20 protein-coding genes are annotated in these 20,462 nt (G+C 60.4%); 8 read left to right on the top strand and 12 right to left on the bottom strand.

Going from position 1 to position 20,462, the window contains the following annotated elements:
- Window position 1 precedes the first annotated feature (1 nt).
- Window positions 2-1,123 carry an ABC transporter substrate-binding protein gene (locus ICI42_RS18705; protein WP_407945185.1) on the bottom strand — a complete coding sequence of 374 codons (1,122 nt, stop codon included), beginning with the start codon at window positions 1,121-1,123 and terminating at the stop codon, window positions 2-4.
- Window positions 1,124-1,245: 122 nt separating this feature from the next.
- Between ICI42_RS18705 and ICI42_RS18710 the strand changes: the two genes are divergently transcribed.
- The 3 genes from ICI42_RS18710 to argC all read left to right on the top strand — a co-directional run bounded on the left by ICI42_RS18710 (window position 1,246) and on the right by argC (window position 4,120).
- Entirely contained in the window at window positions 1,246-2,067 is an 822-nt protein-coding gene (locus ICI42_RS18710; protein ID WP_188166121.1) for a class I SAM-dependent methyltransferase, read from the top strand.
- 95 nt (window positions 2,068-2,162) lie between these two features.
- Window positions 2,163-3,119: an agmatinase gene (gene speB / locus ICI42_RS18715; RefSeq protein ID WP_188166122.1), complete on the top strand. Its 957-nt coding sequence runs from the start codon at window positions 2,163-2,165 to the stop codon at window positions 3,117-3,119.
- A 62-nt stretch (window positions 3,120-3,181) separates the two neighbouring features.
- The gene (argC, locus tag ICI42_RS18720) at window positions 3,182-4,120 is read left to right on the top strand and encodes an N-acetyl-gamma-glutamyl-phosphate reductase (protein ID WP_188166123.1); all 939 of its coding nucleotides are present in this window, start codon (window positions 3,182-3,184) and stop codon (window positions 4,118-4,120) included.
- A gap of 130 nt (window positions 4,121-4,250) precedes the next feature.
- Here the strand turns inward: argC and ICI42_RS18725 are convergent, their stop codons facing one another.
- Window positions 4,251-5,339 (bottom strand): COX15/CtaA family protein, encoded by a 1,089-nt coding sequence (locus ICI42_RS18725; RefSeq protein WP_188166124.1) that lies wholly within the window; start codon window positions 5,337-5,339, stop codon window positions 4,251-4,253.
- 149 nt (window positions 5,340-5,488) lie between these two features.
- On the opposite strand from ICI42_RS18725, the gene ICI42_RS18730 reads away from it, so the two are divergent.
- The gene (locus ICI42_RS18730; RefSeq protein WP_188166125.1) at window positions 5,489-5,710 is read left to right on the top strand and encodes a DUF2842 domain-containing protein; all 222 of its coding nucleotides are present in this window, start codon (window positions 5,489-5,491) and stop codon (window positions 5,708-5,710) included.
- A 3-nt stretch (window positions 5,711-5,713) separates the two neighbouring features.
- Here ICI42_RS18730 and ICI42_RS18735 read toward each other — a convergent pair whose 3' ends face one another.
- Window positions 5,714-7,141, bottom strand: a complete 1,428-nt coding sequence (locus tag ICI42_RS18735) for a hypothetical protein (RefSeq protein ID WP_188166126.1) — start codon at window positions 7,139-7,141, stop codon at window positions 5,714-5,716.
- Window positions 7,142-7,368: 227 nt separating this feature from the next.
- Here ICI42_RS18735 and ICI42_RS18740 point away from each other — a divergent pair, with 227 nt between their 5' ends.
- From ICI42_RS18740 to ICI42_RS18750, 3 genes are all read left to right on the top strand, one after another.
- Window positions 7,369-7,938, top strand: coding sequence for a polysaccharide biosynthesis/export family protein (locus tag ICI42_RS18740; RefSeq protein ID WP_188166127.1), 570 nt, complete (start codon window positions 7,369-7,371; stop codon window positions 7,936-7,938).
- A 254-nt stretch (window positions 7,939-8,192) separates the two neighbouring features.
- A complete protein-coding gene (locus ICI42_RS18745) occupies window positions 8,193-9,725 on the top strand; it encodes an undecaprenyl-phosphate glucose phosphotransferase (protein ID WP_188166128.1) in 1,533 nt (510 codons plus the stop codon).
- A 156-nt stretch (window positions 9,726-9,881) separates the two neighbouring features.
- Window positions 9,882-10,133, top strand: coding sequence for a hypothetical protein (locus ICI42_RS18750; RefSeq protein WP_188166129.1), 252 nt, complete (start codon window positions 9,882-9,884; stop codon window positions 10,131-10,133).
- 44 nt (window positions 10,134-10,177) lie between these two features.
- On the opposite strand, the gene ICI42_RS18755 is transcribed toward ICI42_RS18750, so the two are convergent.
- The 8 genes from ICI42_RS18755 to ICI42_RS18790 form a co-directional block, all read right to left on the bottom strand.
- Window positions 10,178-10,798 (bottom strand): riboflavin synthase, encoded by a 621-nt coding sequence (locus tag ICI42_RS18755; RefSeq protein ID WP_188166130.1) that lies wholly within the window; start codon window positions 10,796-10,798, stop codon window positions 10,178-10,180.
- Window positions 10,798-11,922, bottom strand: coding sequence for a bifunctional diaminohydroxyphosphoribosylaminopyrimidine deaminase/5-amino-6-(5-phosphoribosylamino)uracil reductase RibD (gene ribD / locus ICI42_RS18760; protein WP_188166131.1), 1,125 nt, complete (start codon window positions 11,920-11,922; stop codon window positions 10,798-10,800). Before ribD ends, ICI42_RS18755 begins: the two co-directional genes overlap by 1 nt.
- Window positions 11,919-12,389 carry a transcriptional regulator NrdR gene (gene nrdR, locus ICI42_RS18765; protein WP_188166132.1) on the bottom strand — a complete coding sequence of 157 codons (471 nt, stop codon included), beginning with the start codon at window positions 12,387-12,389 and terminating at the stop codon, window positions 11,919-11,921. The genes ribD and nrdR overlap by 4 nt, the downstream gene beginning before the upstream one ends.
- Before the next feature lie 150 nt (window positions 12,390-12,539).
- Window positions 12,540-13,841, bottom strand: coding sequence for a serine hydroxymethyltransferase (glyA, locus tag ICI42_RS18770; RefSeq protein WP_188166133.1), 1,302 nt, complete (start codon window positions 13,839-13,841; stop codon window positions 12,540-12,542).
- Between the two features lie 171 nt (window positions 13,842-14,012).
- Window positions 14,013-15,263: a L,D-transpeptidase family protein gene (locus ICI42_RS18775; RefSeq protein ID WP_188166134.1), complete on the bottom strand. Its 1,251-nt coding sequence runs from the start codon at window positions 15,261-15,263 to the stop codon at window positions 14,013-14,015.
- 297 nt (window positions 15,264-15,560) lie between these two features.
- The gene (gene ldtR / locus ICI42_RS18780; protein WP_188166135.1) at window positions 15,561-16,076 is read right to left on the bottom strand and encodes a transcriptional regulator LdtR; all 516 of its coding nucleotides are present in this window, start codon (window positions 16,074-16,076) and stop codon (window positions 15,561-15,563) included.
- 178 nt (window positions 16,077-16,254) lie between these two features.
- Window positions 16,255-16,716, bottom strand: a complete 462-nt coding sequence (locus ICI42_RS18785) for a DUF6163 family protein (RefSeq protein WP_188166136.1) — start codon at window positions 16,714-16,716, stop codon at window positions 16,255-16,257.
- On the bottom strand, window positions 16,713-17,762 hold the full coding sequence (locus ICI42_RS18790; RefSeq protein WP_230980437.1) for an enoyl-CoA hydratase/isomerase family protein: 1,050 nt from the start codon (window positions 17,760-17,762) through the stop codon (window positions 16,713-16,715). Before ICI42_RS18790 ends, ICI42_RS18785 begins: the two co-directional genes overlap by 4 nt.
- A gap of 135 nt (window positions 17,763-17,897) precedes the next feature.
- On the opposite strand from ICI42_RS18790, the gene hemB reads away from it, so the two are divergent.
- Window positions 17,898-18,929, top strand: a complete 1,032-nt coding sequence (gene hemB / locus ICI42_RS18795; RefSeq protein WP_188166138.1) for a porphobilinogen synthase — start codon at window positions 17,898-17,900, stop codon at window positions 18,927-18,929.
- A 2-nt stretch (window positions 18,930-18,931) separates the two neighbouring features.
- Here hemB and sthA read toward each other — a convergent pair whose 3' ends face one another.
- Window positions 18,932-20,341: a Si-specific NAD(P)(+) transhydrogenase gene (sthA, locus tag ICI42_RS18800; RefSeq protein ID WP_188166139.1), complete on the bottom strand. Its 1,410-nt coding sequence runs from the start codon at window positions 20,339-20,341 to the stop codon at window positions 18,932-18,934.
- Window positions 20,342-20,462 lie beyond the last annotated feature (121 nt).

A 20,462-nucleotide genomic window follows, 5' to 3' on the forward strand; every position in this document is an offset into this window, starting at 1 on the left:
CTTACTTGTCTTTCAGCGAGACGAAATATCCCGGCTTGTAGTCGAGCGGCAGGAACCGCTCGTGCAGTTCCTTGAAGGTCGCTTCCGGATCGAGGTCGCTAAACAATTCCGGATGCAGCCACTTCGCAATCTCCTGGATGGCGACGAACTGATAGGGGTTGTTGTAGAATTGGTGCCAGATTGCGTGGAAATTGCCCTCCTGCACCGCCTTGACCTCGGTGAAAGCCGGACGCTTGGTCAGGTTCTCCAGCTTACGGCGGGCTTCGATTAGGTCAGCGCCATATCCAAGGCCAACCCAATCGCCGCCGGGAACATAGGCTTCCCACGTGCCGCCGGTGACGATGATCTGATCAGGATTGGACGCGATGATCTGCTCGGGGTTCACGACGCCGAAGGTGCCCGGGATGATGTCCTTGGCCATGTTGATGCCACCGGCGATCTCGACCATCTTGCCGAAATTCTCGTCGCCGAAGGACATGCAGCAGTCGTCGGAATAACCGCCTGCCCGGTCGATGAAGACGAGAGGCTTTTCCGGTTTCTTTTCGTCGAGAACGTCGGTCACGCGCTTGATGCTGTCGGCGCGGAACTTGATGAAGTCCTCGGCCAACTGCTCCTTGCCCAGAAGCTTGCCCATGATGCGCATGCTCGGTTCGGTGTTCTGCATCGGCTTCTCGCGGAAGTCGACATAGACCAGCGGAATGCCGACCTTGTCGAGCTTTTCGATGAAACCCGCCTCTTCCGTCGCCGTCTTGGCATCGACGTTCATCATGATGACGTCCGGCTTCAGCGACACCGCCTGTTCAATGTCGAACGTGCCGTCTTTCATGCCGCCGAAAGTCGGCAGCTTTGCGATATCGGGGTACTTTTCCAGATAGGCCTGGTAGGATTCGGGGTCGGCTTTCGGCAGATCGTCGCGCCATCCAACGACGTGCTCGAACGGGTTCTGCTTGTCCAGCGCGGCAAGGAAATAGATCTGGCGACCTTCACCGAGGATCACATGCTTGACCGGAGCCTCGACCTCGACCTGACGGCCTGTGACGTCGGTAACGGTGACTTTATCGGCCAATGCCGGCCAGACCGTTGCAAGAAGAAGCCCCGTTGCCAAAACGGTCGCCCTGGACATAGTGCGCATCAACATTCACTCCGTGGATATGTGGCGCGTGTACAATTTCTTGATTAAAATCGTCAAGTAATATCTACCGCTCTTCCCGATTTGAATCGTCGTTCGCACTTCTGGAGCATTGATTGGAACACGCATCGAATTACGGTCTCCGCGACGAGATCAAAGCCTATTGGTCGGCGCGCGCCGCAACCTTCGACCTGTCGCCCGGCCACGAAATTTTCACCGATGCCGAGCGGGAGGCCTGGCAGAAGCTGATTCTCCGTCATCTTGGAGAGGGTAACGGTCGTCAGGCGCTAGACCTTGCCAGCGGAACGGGCGTGGTTTCGCATCTGCTTGACGATCTCGGCTTTGCCGTGACGGGCCTCGACTGGGCCGAGCCGATGCTCGATCTCGCGCGCGCCAAAGCACGAAAGCGCGGCCGCTCAATTCGCTTTCGCTTGGGCGACGCGGAAAACACGATGGAACCGGACAGCACCTATGACGTCGTCGTCACCCGCCATCTGGTGTGGACGCTGGTGGATCCGAAGGCGGCTTTCGCGGAGTGGAGGCGGGTATTGAAACCCGGTGGACGCCTGTTGATCGTGGACGGGGATTTCGTCACCGCCGGATTCACTGAAAAAGCGCTGAAGCGGCTTGCAAAGCTGCTGCAGAAATTCGGTCTCTTGAAAGCTGACGCAGTCCCCGCGTCACCGGACATGATGGAAGCGCACAGGAGCATTCTCTCCCGCGTCCATTTCTCAGGCGGCGCGCGGGCCAACGATGTCGCCGATCTGGTCACGGCTGCGGGTTTCCACGATGTTCGGGTGGATGTCGATCTGCGGCAGATCCACAAGGCGCAGTCGAAGCACTGGAACGCATTTTCGGCAATGGCGCGAGGCATACAGCACCGTTACGCGATCTCGGCCACCAAACCGATAGCCGATGCCTCGGATGCGCCGCGGTAAAGTGGACGCGGGGAAGCCACCACACAGAAAGCGGTCGCATTTCTGAAACGAATGGCGAATAACGGTGCCCTGAAAACTGCATGAAGGAATAGCCCATGCCGTCATCGTCGATCGATCACGCCTTCACCGCCACCAAAAACACCGGTCGGGCAACGGACCCGACCTATGCAGGTGCGCTTTCCTTCATGCGTCGGCGCTATACGAAAAACCTGAAAGGCGTCGACGTCGCCGTCTGGGGCATCCCGTTCGACGCAGCCGTGACCAACCGTCCCGGCGCACGTTTTGGCCCGCAGGCGATCCGCCGCGCGTCGGCGATTTTCGACAATGATCCGCAATATCCCTTCGGACGCGATCTGTTCAACGAACTCTCTGTGATCGACTATGGAGACTGCCTGCTCGACAGCGGCAACCATCAGAAAACGCCGGGCACCATCGAGCGCGAGGCAGCGAAAATCCTGAGATCCGGGGCGTTCCTGCTGACGCTTGGGGGCGACCACTATGTGACATGGCCGGTTCTCAAGGCGCATGCGGCCATCCATGGTCCGTTGGCCCTGGTGCAGTTCGACGCCCACCAGGACACATGGCCTGACGATGGGAAACGCATCGATCATGGCTCTTTCGTCGGCCGCGCGGTCAAGGAAGGTCTCATCGATCCCGACCGCTCCATCCAGATCGGCATCCGCACCCATGCGCCGGACGATTTCAGCATCAAGATTCTCTATGGCCATGAGGTCGAAGAACTGCGCGCCGTCGACATCGCCTATGCCATCGCCGAGCGAACCGGGGGCAAGAAAACCTATGTCACCTTCGATATAGACTGCCTCGATCCAGCTTTCGCACCCGGGACTGGCACGCCGGTCGCCGGCGGACCGTCTTCCGCCAAGATATTGTCGGTGCTGCGCCAGATGGGCCATATCGACATGGTGGGCGCCGACGTTGTAGAGGTTGCGCCGGCCTACGATCATGCTGATATCACGGCAATCGCCGGCTCGACGGTCGCGATGCACTATCTCGGGCTTCTCGCCGAGAAACGCGCCCGCGAACGGGCTTGAAATCCTGAGTCCGGCAACGGACGCAAGGCACTGAAACAACACGCACTTACGGAATGGCTGGTATGAAACCGAAAATCTTCATCGACGGCGAACACGGCACCACGGGTCTGCAGATCCGCACGCGCCTCGCTGCTCGCGACGATCTCGCGGTGCTGTCCATTCCCGAGTCCGAACGCCGCAACAAGGACAAACGCGCCGAGCTGCTGCACGAGGCGGACATCGCTATCCTCTGCCTGCCCGACGACGCCTCCAAGGAATCCGTCGCCATTCTCGAAGGCGACAATTCTACCCGCATCATCGACACCTCGACCGCCCACCGCACCCACGCCGACTGGGCCTACGGCTTCGCTGAGATGGACGCAGCGCAGCGCGAACGCATCGCCAAGGCTCGGCTTGTCGCCAATCCCGGCTGCTATCCGACGGGCGCCATCGGCCTGATCCGGCCGCTGGTTGCCGCTGGCATCCTGCCGTCCGACTACCCTGTCACCGTCAACGCGGTCTCCGGTTACACGGGCGGCGGAAAACAGATGATCGCGCAGATGGAGGATGCCTCGAACCCGGAGCATATCGCCGCGCCGCATTTCCTGTACGGCTTGCCGCTTACCCACAAGCATGTCGGCGAAATGCAGACGCATGGCCTCTTGGCAAAGCGCCCGATCTTTTCCCCATCGGTGGGCCGCTTCGCACAAGGCATGATCGTACAGGTGCCGCTGCATCTCAGCGACCTGAACGGCAGTCCCACCCTACAGGACCTGCATGCGGCGCTCCTCCAGCACTACGCCGGCCAGGATATCGTCGAGGTGGTAGCGCTGGCAGATAGCGCCAGGCTGGCGCGGCTGGACCCGACCGAACTCAACGATACCGATCGCATGAAGCTGTTCGTGTTCGGTACGGAAGGAAAGGGCCAGGCCAATCTCGTCGCCCTGCTCGACAATCTCGGCAAGGGCGCTTCGGGTGCAGCCGTGCAGAACATGGATCTGATGCTCGGTGCGACGCACTGAATGCACGATCCGGCGTTCCCGGACCGCTGGAATATCGCCAGTGCCGTTCTCATCGCGGAAACATTCAGCAGCCGCATCTGGAAAGTGCGGCTGTAACTGATTGTCGCCGAAGCGATTCGCTCGGTCCGGCTCAGCTTCTGACGGCGATTTCCGTGGGCAGCGGATAGCTACCCTTGGTCGCGCGCCAGTGGGCTGCGGCAAAGCCCAGCGTGACCAGCGCAAAGCCTTGGTGCAGCAGGGCCCAATGGATGTCGACCTGCATCAGCAGCGTGACGACGCCGATGATCGCCTGCAGCAGCACGAGATGGAAGAGGATCAGCGCACGCCGTCCATGGGTCGTACCTGGCTGCCGCCTGTGCGTGGCAATCATATGCCACAAGGTCAGCGCGAGGAGCAGATAAGCGCCGCCGCGGTGGATGAACTGCACCGTCTTCGGGTTCTCGAAGAAGTTGTGCCACACGGGTTGCATGATCAGCATATCGCCGGGAATGACGGCGCCATCCATCAACGGCCAGGTGTTGTAGGTCAGGCCGGCATCCAGCCCTGCCACGAGGCCGCCGAGGAATATCTGGAAGAGCACCAGCACGACGATCCAGCCAGCAAACTTCTGTGTGACCCGGTCGGCGGGGGCTGCGTGATGTTGCGCCAATCCGCGCGCCACGACCATGGTGGCGGTGAAGATGAGCGCGGCGATGGTTAGATGCGTGGCCAGACGGTACTGGCTGACCTCTGTCCGCTCGACAAGGCCGGAAGCCACCATCCACCAGCCGACCGCGCCCTGCAAACCGCCGAGCGCAAGAATGCCGACCAGCTTCGGACCGAGACCGGGCTCGATGCGCCGGCTGAACCAGAAATACAAAAGCGGCACCGCAAAGATGAAACCAACGCCGCGCGCCAGGACCCTATGCGCCCACTCCCACCAGAAGATCGTCTTGAAGCCGTCCAGCGTCATGTCCTGGTTCAGGATCTGATATTGCGGGATTTGCTGGTATTTCAGGAACTCTTCCTGCCATTCGGCGTCCGACAGCGGCGGGATGATGCCATGGATCGGCTTCCATTCAGTGATCGAAAGCCCGGACTCCGTCAGGCGCGTGGCGCCGCCAACCAGAACGATGGCGAACAAGAAGAAGAGCACGACATAGAGCCAGCCGCGGATCATCGCCCGGTTGGCGAGTTCACGGTCACGCGCGACCAGAGGCGCTGCTTCGACGGAGGCCATGGCGACCTTCTCCTGTTCCAATCCGCCGGATAGGTGGACCATCGGATGGAAACAGGCAAGTTCGGCCCGCGCGACACGCCGTCGCGCCGCTTGCAAGGTTGCGCAGGCAGGCTCGAGGGCTTATGCGAAAGCCGAACGGAGAGACGACCATGCCTGTGCGCCTGAAGAAGCTGATCGGAACGGTGCTCTTGGTCCTGCTGGTCATCGTGTACTCGATGGTGGCGACGCTGATCGCGGTGGCGCAACTCGCCGAATCCGGCCCTCTCGTCCACTTCATCTATTTCGCGCTCGGCGGCCTCGTCTGGATCCTGCCGGCCATGCTGATCATCAAGTGGATGGTGAAGGACCCTAAGGCGACACAACGCCGATAAGGTCTATGCGACCGAACGGCCCTCGTTCCACCTCTGCATGGCGCGTTCTGGGCGGACCAAGGTGACGTCCGTATAGCCGTGAGCCGCCATGTTCTTGAGCGCGCGCGCTACCGCCTCTCCAGCTTCGATATGGCTGACCAGGATGGTGGTGCTTTCGCCGACAACCCTGTGGACGCCCGACGGATCGGCGGGTCCGCATTCCACCACCACGATGTCGTAGGCGGTGATCAGCGAGTGCAGGATGATGGGCAATCGGTCGGCCGCACGCATGGCGCGCACGGGGTCGGCGTTTCCCTTCGGGATGACGTGACAGGCTGAATAATGATCGGCATGGATCACCTCGCTGAACTGCGCTTCTGAGGCGAGCAGGTCGGTGATTCCCGGGTGGCTGCGCCGGTCGAGCATCGGGCTGGAAGCCGCGGCCGATGCAGTCAGGTCGAGCAGCAGCACACGCAGCCCCGCATCGGCAATTTCCCGCGCAACCAGCACCGAACTCGCCGCTGCGTCGTCGCCTTCGGGCGAGAGAAAGACCGCACGCGCCGTGCCGCCTGCGATAAGCCGTTCGGCGGCGGTTTCGACATCGATGCCGAGTGGCACGCCACCATAGACGGAACGCGGCTTTTCCTTGATGGCACCAACGGTTCTGGCCTGCGGCTCGTCTGCTTCGGAAAACAGGTTGCGCGGGGTGTCTGCCGGCATGCCGATCAACGAGATTGACTGCATCGACGGCTGGAATACCCTTCTGTGCCTGAAAATCGCAGCGGCAATCAGCGCCACGACACAGGCAATCAAGACGGAGAGGATGAATGTCATGCCGACGATCCGGAGCAGACTTGGATAGTAGGGTTCAGCAGGCGCCGTCGCACGGCTTATAACCCGGCTGACCGGCAACCGTCCCACGGAATCGTCATTCTGCCGCAAAGTCTCGAACCCGTCTGCCAGGGCATTGGGAACGGCGGCCGCGACGTCAGGGTCTTCCGCCGAAAATTCTATCGCAATCAGCCGCCCGTCGGCCCGCCGAACCGTCAGCCTGTCACGCATCGCCGCCAATGTGCGCGCTTCCGCCGACATCCTTTCGGGATCCGGAACAAGACCGAAGCGGATTTTCCAACTGTCCAGCCAACCAGCCTCGCCTCCGCCGAATTCGCCGCGGGTTTCAAGATCGAGACGGTCAGCAGCACGCTTCAAGCTCTCGTCGGAGAGGATGAGGCCGATCTGGCCGGCGATGCTCTGCTCCACAGCGGCGACGCCACGGTCAGTGTCTAGCCCGTCAATCAGGATACGAGCCTCGGCCCGATAGCGTTCGGGCAACTGCGTGCCGAGGCCATAGGCTGCTAGGCAGGAGAGGAGAACGAACGCAGCGATGGGTCTCCAGCGGGCCGCGAGGCTCACTGTTTGGAGGCTTTGATGGCTGCTCAGTACGTTGGACATGCTCCCTACTCCGCAGGAGGAAGCCGTCACGGTAAACAAACATGGTAACTCGGTGGTTAAAGACGCGTCTAAACACCCTCTGGGACCTCTCAGCGTTCCCCGACCCACCTTCTTCGCGGTTTGCGCCAGGCCTTTACCGGCCATTAACCCTAACAAGGTCATAACGAGTTCGATCCTGATATCGCCGCTTCGCAGCTCGCGACCATTCAAAAGGTAGCCGTTGAGATATGAAAAGCTTCTCTCACCTCAGCCAGGCGGTTGTCGCGGTGATGCTGCTCGCAGTGGCAGGCTGCTCGACCTATCGCCCCGCTCCGGAAGCCTTTCATGCCGCAATCGACGAGCCCTATCGGCTGGGGGCCGGCGACCGCGTTCGCGTCACCGTTTTCGAGCAGGACGGCCTGACCAACGTCTATAGCGTCGACCAGTCCGGCTACATTTCCTTCCCGCTAGTCGGAGCGGTGGCAGCGCGGGGGAAAACCGCCAAGGAAATTGAAGGCACAATCGCCGCTCGGCTGCGCGAAGGCTATCTGCGCGACCCCGACGTTGCGGTGGAAGTCGACCGCTACCGGTCGGTGTTCGTCATGGGCGAAGTCGGCGCGGCAGGGCAGTATTCTTTTGTCCCGGGCATGACGGTCCAGCAGGCAATCGCGATGGCGGGCGGCTTCACGCCTCGCGCTTCGCAAGTCGATGCCGACATCACCCGCTCCGTTAACGGCAATGTCGTCACCGGTCGGGTGCTGATTTCCGATCCCATCATTCCGGGAGACACGATCTACATCCGCGAGCGCCTGTTCTAGGGCGCAGCGGCACGAGTTCCGCCACCACGATTTCACGAACAGCAACCGGCAAACTTCTCTTCTCAACCCCTCGTTAGGGAAGACACCGGTTCATGACTGCGGGTTTTAAAGGTCTCGCGTAGCCCGCCCCCTCTTCCCGCCGGAAGCGTATTCCGTCACGCTTCCGGTGGGTTGCGCTTGTTTGCTTGACGAGATTTCAAGCTTTTTTAGCGGATTTGCGCTATGCAACGCTCAAGAGGCGACAGGACCTGTTTATGAAAGAGATCGATCCGGCGGGCCGCTTCTCGGCGAAGTCCGTCCGCAGTGCTGAGACCAGACAGAACGGCGACAGCGGCAATCTCAACGAGGTGGCGCGGCAGGTGGCGGCTCAGTATCGTGCCGATACGCTGTCGCCTGTCATGGTGTGTGGGGTTCTGCATCTCATCGAATTTGGCGTCCTGTTCCTGTCGGGCATCGCGCTCTACGCCTTCAACGTCAGCTTCTTCAGCCACCTCGTCTGGCAATATCTGATGGTCATAGCCGTGGTTTCGGCCGTGGCGGTCATCATTCTCGACATTCTCGACTGCTACCAGATTCAGGCTGTGATGCGGCCGCTCCGCTCGCTGACGCGCATCCTTCTCGGCTGGGCCGGAACCTTCGCACTCATGGCGGTGGTTGCCTTCTTCTTGAAAATCTCCTCCGACTTCTCACGCCTGCTTTTCGGCACCTGGTTCGCGGTCGGTTTCGTTCTGCTCGTGGCATTGCGGCTGATCGTGTCGACGGTGCTGCGGCGCTGGGCTCGCAACGGACGCATGGAGCGCCGCGCTGTCATCGTCGGTGGCGGCAAAGCCGCTGAGGTTCTGATCCGCCAGCTGGAACAGCAGCCCTATAACGACATACGCATCTGCGGCATCTTCGACGACCGCGACGATGTCCGATCGCCGCCGATCGTTGCCGGTTATCCGAAACTTGGCACCATTTCCGAACTCGTCGAATTCGCCCGCATCGCGCGTGTCGACATGCTGATCGTGTCGCTGCCGCTCACGGCGGAAGGACGAGTGCTTCAGCTACTCAAGAAGCTTTGGGTGCTGCCCGTCGACATCCGCCTGTCGGCCCATTCCAATCAGTTGCAGTTCCGTCCCCGCGCCTACTCCTATATCGGCGCGGTTGCGATGCTCGACATCTTCGACAAGCCGATCACCGACTGGGATTCGGTCGCCAAGCGCATTTTCGATATCGCCTTCAGCCTTCTCGGCATCGTCGTCTTCTCGCCCATCATGCTGATCACGGCGATTGCGATCAAACTGGATTCCAAGGGACCGGTCCTCTTCAAGCAGAAACGCCACGGCTTCAACAACGAGATTATCGAAGTCTACAAGTTCCGTTCGATGTACACTGACCAGTCCGATCCGACCGCGAAGAAATCGGTGACCAAGAACGATCCGCGCGTCACACGCGTGGGACGTTTCATCCGTAAGACCTCAATCGACGAGTTGCCGCAGTTCTTCAATGCGCTGTTCGGCAGCCTGTCGCTTGTCGGTCCCCGCCCGCATGCGATTGCGGCGCAGTCGCATAACCTGCTCTACACCGAAGTGGTGGATGGCTATTTCGCCCGACACAAGGTCAAGCCCGGGGTCACGGGTTGGGCACAGATCAATGGCTGGCGCGGCGAGATGGATACGGACGAGAAAATCCGAATGCGGACGGAGCTCGATCTTTATTACATCGAGAACTGGTCGCTGTGGTTCGACCTGAAAATTCTGGCACTGACGCCGATCCGGCTTCTGAACACCGAAAACGCCTATTGAAATTGGTTCCCCCAATCTCCGCTCAACAATCTGTGACCACTTTGTGAGGCTGGTTTACCGTCCCCAAGGAAACCAAACAGTCCTGAAAAGCTTATTGGGTACGCTCTGCAAGATAAGCAGGCGACCCAAGACAGATAGAATTCAGGGAGATTTCAAATGAAGAAACTTGTTCTGGCTCTTGCAGCAGTAACATTCCTCGCAGGCGGCGCTTTCGCTGCCCAGACCAATGGTGTTGTTAAAGAGTATAACGCGGAATCTCGCGTGATTACTTTTGAAGACGGCACCAGCTTCACCATCCCGGCAGACGTCGCCATCCCACCGGAAGTAGCGGTTGGTAAGAGCGTTTCGATCGACACCGACGAAAACGACGCGACGATCGTGAAAACCGTTCTCGTAAACCCGATGTAATGGGTTAACGCCGATATAAGCCCCTGCACTTCTGGTGCGGGGGCTTATTTGCGTTTTAAAGCGTCGAATTCCATCAGCCGCGCCGCATAGCGCGCCATCGTGTCGACTTCCATATTCAGCGGATCGCCCTCCGCCCGCTCGCCCCAAGTGGTCACCTGCAGCGAATGATGGATGAGAAGGACATCGAACACATTTCCATCGACCTTATTGACCGTCAGCGATGTGCCATCGAGCGCCACCGAGCCCTTGGGCGCGACGAACCGAGCCAAATCATCGGGTGCCTCGATACGGAAACGTACGGCCTCGCCTTCGGTCTCGCGCGCCACAATGCGAGCCATCCCGTCGACATGACCCGAGACGATATGACCGCCAAGTTCATCGCCCACTTTCAAGGCGCGTTCCAGATTGATGGGGCGTCCTGCGGACCAAGACGACGCTGTCGTCAGTCGAAGGGCTTCCTCCCAAGCCTCGACCTCGAACCACCGATCATTTGATCCGGCTTCAGGAAGTGCCACGACCGTCAAGCAGACGCCTGCACAGGCAATCGACGCGCCGATATCGATCGTCGATGGATCGTAAGCGGTTTGGATGCGCAATCGCACGCCCTCGTCGAGCGGGGCAACCGAGGCCACGGTGCCGATATCGCTTACGATGCCTGTGAACATCAGACCGCCCTCACCCATTCCATATAGCGGTCCTCGCCATAATTCTCTTCGCGGACCAGATGAAAGCCGGCGGGGATACGTGTTTCGTCGATCGGAGCATCGATCCCGCCCTCGCCGATTTCCTCCGGGCCGCGATACAGACAGATGCGGTCGACCAGACCTTCCTCGATAAACGCTTTCGCCGTCTCTGCGCCACCCTCGACGATCACGCTGGACATGCCGCGCGCTGCCAGATCCTCAAGCAGTTCGGGGAGCGCCATGCGCCCTTCATAGTCTTCGGTCGCCAGAATTTGGATGCCCAGCCTCTCCAACGCTTCGCGTCGCCTTGCATCCGCTCCAGGCAGAACCGCCACATAGAGCGGCACTTCGCCGGAGGATAGCACCAGCTTCGAATCCTCAGGCAGGCGCGCCTGCCCATCGAGAACGATTCTGGCCGGCGACCGCCCCTTCAGACCGGCCAAACGAACGGTCAGTTCCGGGTTGTCAGCAAGTGCGGTGCCGATGCCCACCAGGATTGCATCGCATTCTGCGCGCAGCATGTGGAGTTGGCGCCGCGCAATATCGCCGGTGATCGCCACCTGCCCCTCGCCGCGACGGCCAATCATGCCATCGCTGGAAAGCGCAAGTTTTAGAATCACTTCCGGTCGCTTGCTCACCGAACGTCTCATATAACCCGCCATCTGGCATGCGGCCTCCTCGGCCAGTACGCCCTCGGTCACCTCAAGTCCTGCCGCCCGCAGAATGGCATAGCCTTTCCCCGAAACGCGCGGGTCGGGGTCGCTGGCTGCTCCGACGACCCGTGCAATGCCTGCGGTCACCAGCGCCTCTGCGCAAGGCGGTGTCCGCCCATGATGCGCGCAAGGCTCGAGCGTCACGTAAGCCGTGGCTCCGCGCGCCAGTTCGCCCGCCTCCGCGAGCGCGACAGTCTCCGCATGTGGGCGACCACCGCTGGCGGTGATGCCGCGCCCAACGATGTAAGGCCCCGACCCGTCATTGCGGACGATCAAAGTTCCGACGGACGGATTGGTCGAGGTAAGGCCCAGATTGCGGCGCGACAGCCGAAGAGCCGCTGCCATATAGCGCCGGTCGAGCTTGTCATGATGGGAAACACCTTTGCTTGTCATCGCTCGGCCCCATCTTCTTCGCCCTTCAACTCGCCCAGGACATCGTGGAAATCCTTGGCCTCGCGGAAGTTGCGGTAGACGGAAGCAAACCGGACATAGGCGACATCGTCCAGCGACTTCAGAGCATCCATGACCAGCCGACCGATTTCTCCCGACGCAATCTCACTCTCGCCAGAACTTTCGAGCTGGCGAACGATGCCGCTGACGGCGCGTTCGATGCGCTCGGGATCGACATTGCGTTTGCGGCAGGCGATTTCGATGGACCGCGCCAGCTTGTCGCGATCGAATGGCACCTTGCGGCCCGACTTCTTGGTCACGATGAGGTCGCGCAATTGCACGCGTTCGAAGGTGGTGAAGCGGCCTCCGCAAACCGGACAGATTCGACGGCGGCGGATGGCCGCGCCGTCTTCGGCAGGACGCGAGTCCTTCACCTGCGTGTCTTCAGACTGACAATATGGGCAACGCATGACAATCCCTGGCTGCGATTCCTCGGCAGCCAAGGTCTAGAGCAAGATGCGCCGAGATTAAAGCACTAGCCCACATCCGGATGGAGATTGGCCATTTGCCCGCCGTATCAAGGCATTGACGGGCAGCGTTGATGCGCCGCCCGCGCAGGCTCAAGCGAGATAGGAATACATCGGGAAGCGTTCGGTCAGCGACACGACCTTGGTCTTCACCGCGGCCTCGACCGCGGCATTGCCCTCATCCGAGTTGGCAATTTTCAGGCCGTCGAGCACCTCGGCGATCAGCGAGCCAATCTCGCGGAACTCGGCTTCGCCGAAGCCGCGCGTCGTGCCGGCGGGGGTGCCAAGGCGGATGCCGGAGGTCACGAACGGCTTCTCGGGATCAAACGGAATGCCGTTCTTGTTGCAGGTGATGTTGGCGCGGCCAAGTGCGGCTTCCGCGCGCTTGCCTGTGGCGTTCTTGGGACGCAGGTCTACCAGCATGAGATGGTTGTCGGTGCCGCCGGAAACGATGTCGAGCCCGGTGTCCTTGAGGCTCTCCGCCAAGGCTTTGGCGTTGTTGACCACGTTCTGCGCATAGGACTTGAATTCAGGCTTCAGCGCTTCGCCGAACGCGACCGCCTTGGCTGCGATGACATGCATCAGCGGGCCGCCCTGAAGGCCCGGAAACACTGCCGAGTTCATCTTCTTGGCCATATCCTCATCGTTGGTGAGGATCATGCCGCCGCGTGGCCCGCGCAACGATTTGTGCGTGGTCGTGGTCACGACATGTGCATGCGGGATTGGCGACGGATGGACGCCGCCGGCCACGAGACCTGCGATATGGGCCATGTCCACCATCAAATAGGCGCCGACGCTGTCGGCGATCTCGCGGAAGCGCTTCCAGTCCCAGACGCGCGAATAGGCGGTGCCGCCAGCGAGAATGAGTTTCGGCTTGTGCTGCTGGGCGAGCTTTTCGATCTCTTCCATATCCAGGAGATTATCGTCCTTGCGCACGCCGTAAGAGACGACGTTGAACCACTTGCCGGACATGTTGACCGGCGAGCCATGGGTAAGGTGACCGCCGGAGTTGAGGTCGAGGCCCATGAAGGTGTCGCCCGGCTGCAGCAGCGCCAGGAACACCGCCTGGTTCATCTGGCTGCCCGAATTCGGCTGCACGTTGGCGAAGTTGCAACCGAACAGTTGCTTGGCGCGCTCGATGGCAAGGGTTTCGGCGACATCGACATACTGGCAGCCGCCATAATATCGCTTGCCCGGATAACCTTCGGCATATTTATTGGTCATGATCGAGCCCTGCGCTTCGAGCACAGCGCGCGAGACGATGTTTTCCGACGCGATCAGTTCGATCTCATGGCGCTGCCGGCCCAGTTCGTTGCGGATCGAGCCGAAAATCTCCGGGTCGATCTCTGCGAGCGGGGTTTCAAAGAAGTCTTTGGTCTTCGAAGCGGATGCCATGATGGTGATTTCCTCGGTGTCCGTAAGGGAAAGGCGGATACAGGCGGGCCATTAACACACTTGCCGCAGGCCTGCCACGCTCTCACTGCGAAATTCGTTTGCCGCTTTACGCCAAAGCGCCAAAAGAAAAAGCCGCCCCGAGGGACGGCTTTTGCAAAAATTGCTGTTCGATCAGATCGCGGAAGAAAGCTGCAGTTCGCGCGCGCCGTCGAGATGGTAGATGTCGTCGCGGAAGTGGACGACGCTGTCGCCGGTCGACCAGGCAGAAACATACTCGAAATAGACCGGCACAGGATTGGTGATCGCGACCGGCGTGCTCTCACCGCTCTTGATGGTCTGTTCGAAGCGCTGGCGATTCCAGCCTGCCGTGTCGCGCATGATCCAGGTGACGAGATCGCGCACGTTCTGGACGCGGACGCAGCCCGACGAATCGAAGCGCATCAGCTTGTTGAACAGGCCCTGCGACGGCGTGTCGTGCATGTAGGTCGCATGGCTGTTGGGGAAGTTGATCTTGACCGAAGCCATGGCGTTGATCTTGCCCGGATCCTGGCGGAAGCGGAACTTGGCCGCATCTTCGGTAGACCAGTCGATGGTCGTCGGGTCGATCTCGCCCTGCGGCCCCAGAATACGAATGGCGTTCTTCTTCAGATATTCCGGATCCTTGCGCATTAGCGGAATGATGTCCTTGCGAACGATCGATTCAGGCGCGTTCCAATAAGGATTGACGATGATCTCGTTGATCTTGGACGCGAGGATCGGAGTCTGGCGGTCAATTTTGCCGACAATCGCGGTGTGGCGCAGCACGACACGGTCGTTCTCCACCGCCTCGATCTGGGCTGCCGGAATGTTGACGACGACATAGCGGCTTCCGAGCGTGCCGGCCTTTTCGCGCAGACGGGTAAGGTTGGTCTGAAGCTGGCCAAGACGAACCGGAGCGCTGACATTCATGGCGGCGTAGCTGTACTGGCCGAGAACGCCGTCGGCCGGCAGGCCATGACGGGCCTGGAAGCGCTTCACTGCAGCATCGACATAGGTATCGAACGCATTCGACACACCGGCCCGTGAGGACAGGTCACCGGAAACCATGAGTCGGCGGCGCAAGGCGGCGACATCGGGGTCGATGACGCCGAGTTGCAGCTTCTTCGTGTCCGGAACGGACGGCCATCCGCCCTGGGCTACGATCTGACCATAGGAGTTGATCGCCTGCTCGACAAAAGAAACCGTCTGCGGGGAAAAGATCGGCAGGGTGGTTGCCACCTTGCCGCCCTGGGTGGCGCGGGCGTCGAACTGATCATCCCAGTTTCCACGACGCTTGGCGCCCAGGAGCTCCGAGATTGCGTCCTGTGCGCTGGCGCGGCCGGCAACCAACGAGGCACCCACAGCGGTTGCACCGTACAGAAAATTACGACGACTGGTTTTCATGAACGATCGACCTTCCACCTGTTCGGCAAACGTTAAGCATGCCGGCGAACTTACTCTCATCAAGCTTAATAAATGCCAACCACGGTCTCTTCACCGTGCATCACTTCAGTGTGATACGGACGCTGGCGGACGGCGAAGCCTGATCTACCGGCTACCGGATTTTCATCGGAATATGGCGGCAGCGTGGCCACCCTTCCCCGACCGGCCAAAAAAAACAGGACCGGGGCATTTCTGCCACCGGTCCTTGTCGGTCATTCTCTGTTGGTTTGATGATGCCGCCCGTCGAGAACCTAACGATTACATGCGATACGCGATGGTGTCGTTCCAGAAACGGTCAAGGCGCTGCAGCGCACGGTTCATCTGCATGAACTCTTCGCTGTTGATGCCGCCGACCTGCTCGATGGAACCAATGTGGCGCTCGTAGAGGCCGCCAACGACCTCGGCCACTTCCTGACCCTTGTCGGTCAGGCTGATCCGCACCGAGCGGCGATCAATCCGCGAGCGCTGGTGGCTGATGAAGCCAAGTTCGACCAGCTTCTTTAGATTGTAGGACACGTTGGAGCCGAGATAGTAACCGCGAGAGCGCAGCTCGCCCGCCGTAAGTTCGGCGTTGCCGATATTGAACAGCAACAGCGCCTGGATAGCATTGATGTCGCTGCGGCCGTTGCGATCGAACTCATCCTTGATCACGTCAAGTAGACGGCGGTGGAGCCTTTCAACAAGCTGAAGCGATTCCATGTAGAGCGAACGAATACCGTCGCGGCGTTCGTCGGATACAGTTGCGGGCTTCGCAGCAGGACGCGAGTTGATCATTGTTCTTGCCTCTCGTTTGTCGCCTGGTGACTTTTTGTTTTGATCACCTTGAGCACGAACCTATCGAATGCCGATAAAATTCGACTTAAAAGTCAAGCTTAACGGGAGCTTACGCAACACGGGTTTCGAAAGACGATTAACGAACCGTCACCCGCACCCAAACAATTAACCTTTATTTTTAGGCAATTTTTTCCGGCCCCGAAGCGGCGTGTTCCGAACGGCTTTCCGCACGCCTGCGCTGCCACCAGATGAGCAACCGGAAGGCGCAATAGATTAGAGCGATGGCAGCATGCACCAGCACGATGGCCAGCCTTCTGCCGTAGAGATTGGAATAAACCACATACATGGTCGTCTCGGTGGCAGCGCAGACGAACCAGATGACCGGCCCCCACGACGCCTGCATCCACAACCCGCTCGCCGCGAATGGAAACAGCGCGGCCAATGTGACTGAGGCGACCTGCCAATGCAGCGGCATAAGGTCGAAGCGCCACATCGAGCCGCCATAGATGCCGATCAGCCGCACCCAGTACAGAACGCCGAACGCCAGGCAGTAGAGCGCAACCAGCCTCAGGAACCAGCCGAGACCTGCTTCGGCCAGGCTTGGCCGAAGGCTTCTCAGACTGGCGGTTTCATAGGTCAAAGCACCAGTTCCCTCTCCCCTAAGGGTTGAAAGTAACGGTCGATATCCGCTGGATCGACGTCTTCGAGACGCGGCGGCGACCATTTCGGCGCAGCATCCTTGTCGATCACGGCGGCGCGAATGCCTTCATAGAAGTCCTTGCCCTCCAGCATGCGGTTGAGGATGCGGAATTCCATCCGCATGCAGTCTTCCATGGATTTCCCGAGGCCCGCAGCGATCTGGCGGAAGGCAACGTGCAGGCTGGTAGGAGACCGCAGCATCAGGGTGTCTAGCGTCTTTGCAGCGAAGGGATCGGTTGCCGAGGCCGCACGAAGGCTTTCCAGGATGCCGGCCAGCGAATCCTTGGAGAAATGTCGCGCAATGGCGTGAACATCAGCGTCTTCCGTCTCCCGCTTGGCCGGCGCGAAGGCCTCGCGCAATGCGAGGTCGACATCGCCGGTCTCCGACACGCGCTCGATGATGCCGAGCAGATATTCAGACTTCACGGTGTAGTTTGCCAGCCCCGACCACAACGCGTCGCCATAACGGATGCGAGTGCCGGTCAGGCCGAGATACATGCCGAAGCTTTCGCCCAGTTCAGGCAGAATGTGGCTGCCGCCGACATCCGGAAAAAAGCCGATGCCGACTTCCGGCATGGCGAACTGCGCGTTCTCGGTCATCACCCGATGCGAGCCGTGGAACGACACGCCGACTCCTCCGCCCATGACAATGCCGTCGACTAAAGCCACATAAGGCTTGCGATAACGCGCAATCTGAACATTCAGACGGTATTCATCGGCGAAGAAGTCCACCGGCGGCATGCCCGCTTTCCCGGCTTGATAAATGTCGAGGATGTCACCGCCGGCGGAGAAGGCCCGCCCCTCGGCCTTGACCAGAACGGCCGAGACGGCCGGATCGGTTTCCCAGGCGGTCAAGGCGGCGGATAGCGCGCGCACCATCTTGTGGGTGACCGCATTGAGCGCCTTGGGCCGCGTCAGGGTAACAATACCGGCAAGGCCCTGCTGTTCGAAGCGGATTTCGTCGCCGCCGCCAAAGTCGTGTGTCAACAGAATCCTCCGAGGCTCGAGCAGGATGAAACAGCTAAGCGGGCGGTCCCTTCGCGTCAATGCCGCTGGAACAAGGGGTCGCATTGGTCTTGGCAAACCGGCTGTGTTAAAAATCGCGCGATCTGGAGTCCTTTGATGAACAAGATGACCGCAAGCAAGCCCTTTTCAAGCCGCAGCGTCGATGAGATCACCGGCGGCTGCCGCTTGCGCCGCATGCGCAAGGCTGACTGGTCGCGCCGGCTCGTTCAGGAGAGCAGGCTGTCGGTGGACGACCTGATCTGGCCGATCTTTATTGTCGACGGCAAAGGTCGCCGCGAGGAGATCGCCGCAATGCCAGGCGTGTTTCGCATGTCGCTGGATTTCGCGGTGAAGGAAGCCGAGCGCGCCGCCAAACTCGGCATCCCAGCCATCGCGACGTTTCCCAATGTCGACATGAACCTTCGCGACCAGACGGGCTCGCACATTCTCGATGCCGACAACATCATCAACAAGGCAACACGCGCCATCAAGCAAGCGGTGCCCGAGATCGGTATCATAACCGATGTAGCGCTCGACCCGTTCACCAGCCACGGTCATGACGGCATCCTGCGGGACGGCGTGATCGTCAATGATGAGACGGTACAGCAAATCACTGCCGCAGCCGTGCTTCAGGCGGCGTCGGGCTCCGACATCATCGCGCCATCCGACATGATGGACGGCCGCATCGGCGCGATCCGCGATGCCCTCGACGCCAACGGCTTCCAGGACGTGGCGATCATGTCCTATGCGACCAAGTTTGCCTCCGCATTCTACGGTCCGTATCGGGAAGCCGTGGGTACAGCCGGGCTGCTCAAGGGCGACAAGAAGACCTATTATATCGACCACGCCAATTCGGACGAGGCAGTGCGCGAGACCGAGCAGGATCTGGCCGAAGGCGCCGACATGATCATGGTCAAGCCCGGCTTGCCCTATCTCGACATCATCCGCAGGCTGAAGGACGAGTTTCGCGTACCGACCTTCGCCTACCAGGTGTCGGGCGAATACTCGATGATCAAGGCGGCGAGCGCCAATGGCTGGATCGACGGCGAAAAGGCGATGCTCGAATCCCTGCTAGCCTTCAAGCGCGCCGGCTGCGATGGCATCCTCACCTATTTCGCGCCCCAAGTCGCCCAGATGCTTAAGGGCTGACATTACTCGGCAGCCCGCAAGGCGGCGTAACCCATGCGGTTCCAGGCGTCCAGACCGGCGATCTTGTAGGCTTCGGCCAGCGTCGGATAGTTGAACGTGTTCTCGACGAAGAAGTCGACCGTGCCCTGCAGGTTGATGACCGCCTGGCCGATATGGATCAGTTCGGTCGCGCCCTCGCCGACGATATGCGCCCCCAGAAGCCTTCTGGTTTCGAGCGAGAAGATCAGCTTCAGGAAACCGCTGTCCACGCCCATGATGTGACCGCGCGAGGTTTCGCGGAACCGGGCTACTCCGCATTCATAGGCGATACCGCTGGCGCGAACCTCTTCCTCCGACTGGCCCACCGTGGAAATCTCCGGAACGGCATAGATGCCATAGGGGAAGGTCTCGGGCGCCGGAGGCAAGGGAACGCCGAAGGCGTGGCAGGCAGCCACACGTCCTTGCTCCATCGAAGTCGATGCCAGGCTGGGAAAGCCGATGATGTCGCCGGCGGCATAGATGTTGGGAACCGAGGTCTGCAATGTGTGCGGGTCGACCTTGATTCGGCCGCGAACATCGGCTTCGACGCCGATCGCCTCCAGCCCCAGACCCTCGACATTGCCCGAACGCCCGGCGGCGTAAAGGACCATCTCCGACCGGATCACGCGACCGTCGGCCAGGATGACCTCGGCATGGTCCGGCTTGCTTAAAACCTCCCTGACGCCGCTGCCGAACCGCATGACCATGCCTCTGTCGCGAAGCTGGTGGATGAAATCGTCAATGATTTCGCGGTCGACGAAATCGAGGATGGATTGGCGCGGCTCGACCAGGGTGACGGGCACATCGAGCGCCGAAAAGATCGTGGCATATTCCACGCCGATGACGCCGCCGCCGATCACGGTCAGCGTGCGTGGCAGGCGTTCGAGTTCCAACATCTCATCGCTGTCGAAGACGCGCTTGCGGTCGAAGGGGATGGTTGCCGGGCGGTGCGGCTTGGTGCCGACCGAAATCAGCGCGTGATCGAACTCGACCTCGCTGCGCTCGCCGCTGTCGGCCAGCAGAGCGACGGAATTGGCGCTGAGGAAGCTGGCCGCGGCGCGCTGGTGCTTGACTGCGTTGCGCATGAACTGATGCTGCAAAACCTCGACCTCGTGATCGAGTGTCTTCTGGAGCCGCTGGATCAGATCTCCCACGGCAATGTCCTGCTTGACCCTGTAGCCGCGCCCGTAGAAGCCGCGTTCACGCCAGCCAGACAGGTTGAGGACGGTTTCGCGCAGCGTTTTGGACGGAATGGTTCCGGTGTGAACAGACACGCCGCCAAGCCGCCGGCCCTTGTCGACGACCAGCACCGACTTGCCAAGCTTTGCGGACTGAACCGCGGCTCGACGTCCGGAAGGCCCGCTCCCGATGACCAGCATTGCATATCTGCTCATTCTGCATCGCCCTTCTTGCTGCAATGCACAAACTAGCGCCTGAATGTGACACAACTCAACCGCCCCGAGGCGTAAATGAAAATTTCCTTGGATGCCCAGAAATCTTGATTTTGCATTGTGA

Origin of the sequence: Oryzicola mucosus, assembly GCF_014534685.1 — a bacterium.
Taxonomy (GTDB): domain Bacteria; phylum Pseudomonadota; class Alphaproteobacteria; order Rhizobiales; family Rhizobiaceae; genus Oryzicola; species Oryzicola mucosus.

What these genes read in the sequence shown, in the direction of transcription:
- ICI42_RS18705 (WP_407945185.1), bottom strand. Translation starts at nt 1,123, where the DNA reads ATGTCCAGGGCGACCGTTTTGGCAACGGGGCTTCTTCTTGCAACGGTC.
- speB (WP_188166122.1), top strand. Translation starts at nt 2,163, where the DNA reads ATGCCGTCATCGTCGATCGATCACGCCTTCACCGCCACCAAAAACACC.
- argC (WP_188166123.1), top strand. Translation starts at nt 3,182, where the DNA reads ATGAAACCGAAAATCTTCATCGACGGCGAACACGGCACCACGGGTCTG.
- ICI42_RS18725 (WP_188166124.1), bottom strand. Translation starts at nt 5,339, where the DNA reads ATGGCCTCCGTCGAAGCAGCGCCTCTGGTCGCGCGTGACCGTGAACTC.
- ICI42_RS18730 (WP_188166125.1), top strand. Translation starts at nt 5,489, where the DNA reads ATGCCTGTGCGCCTGAAGAAGCTGATCGGAACGGTGCTCTTGGTCCTG.
- ICI42_RS18735 (WP_188166126.1), bottom strand. Translation starts at nt 7,141, where the DNA reads ATGTCCAACGTACTGAGCAGCCATCAAAGCCTCCAAACAGTGAGCCTC.
- ICI42_RS18740 (WP_188166127.1), top strand. Translation starts at nt 7,369, where the DNA reads ATGAAAAGCTTCTCTCACCTCAGCCAGGCGGTTGTCGCGGTGATGCTG.
- ICI42_RS18745 (WP_188166128.1), top strand. Translation starts at nt 8,193, where the DNA reads ATGAAAGAGATCGATCCGGCGGGCCGCTTCTCGGCGAAGTCCGTCCGC.
- ICI42_RS18750 (WP_188166129.1), top strand. Translation starts at nt 9,882, where the DNA reads ATGAAGAAACTTGTTCTGGCTCTTGCAGCAGTAACATTCCTCGCAGGC.
- ICI42_RS18755 (WP_188166130.1), bottom strand. Translation starts at nt 10,798, where the DNA reads ATGTTCACAGGCATCGTAAGCGATATCGGCACCGTGGCCTCGGTTGCC.
- ribD (WP_188166131.1), bottom strand. Translation starts at nt 11,922, where the DNA reads ATGACAAGCAAAGGTGTTTCCCATCATGACAAGCTCGACCGGCGCTAT.
- nrdR (WP_188166132.1), bottom strand. Translation starts at nt 12,389, where the DNA reads ATGCGTTGCCCATATTGTCAGTCTGAAGACACGCAGGTGAAGGACTCG.
- glyA (WP_188166133.1), bottom strand. Translation starts at nt 13,841, where the DNA reads ATGGCATCCGCTTCGAAGACCAAAGACTTCTTTGAAACCCCGCTCGCA.
- ICI42_RS18775 (WP_188166134.1), bottom strand. Translation starts at nt 15,263, where the DNA reads ATGAAAACCAGTCGTCGTAATTTTCTGTACGGTGCAACCGCTGTGGGT.
- ldtR (WP_188166135.1), bottom strand. Translation starts at nt 16,076, where the DNA reads ATGATCAACTCGCGTCCTGCTGCGAAGCCCGCAACTGTATCCGACGAA.
- hemB (WP_188166138.1), top strand. Translation starts at nt 17,898, where the DNA reads ATGAACAAGATGACCGCAAGCAAGCCCTTTTCAAGCCGCAGCGTCGAT.
- sthA (WP_188166139.1), bottom strand. Translation starts at nt 20,341, where the DNA reads ATGAGCAGATATGCAATGCTGGTCATCGGGAGCGGGCCTTCCGGACGT.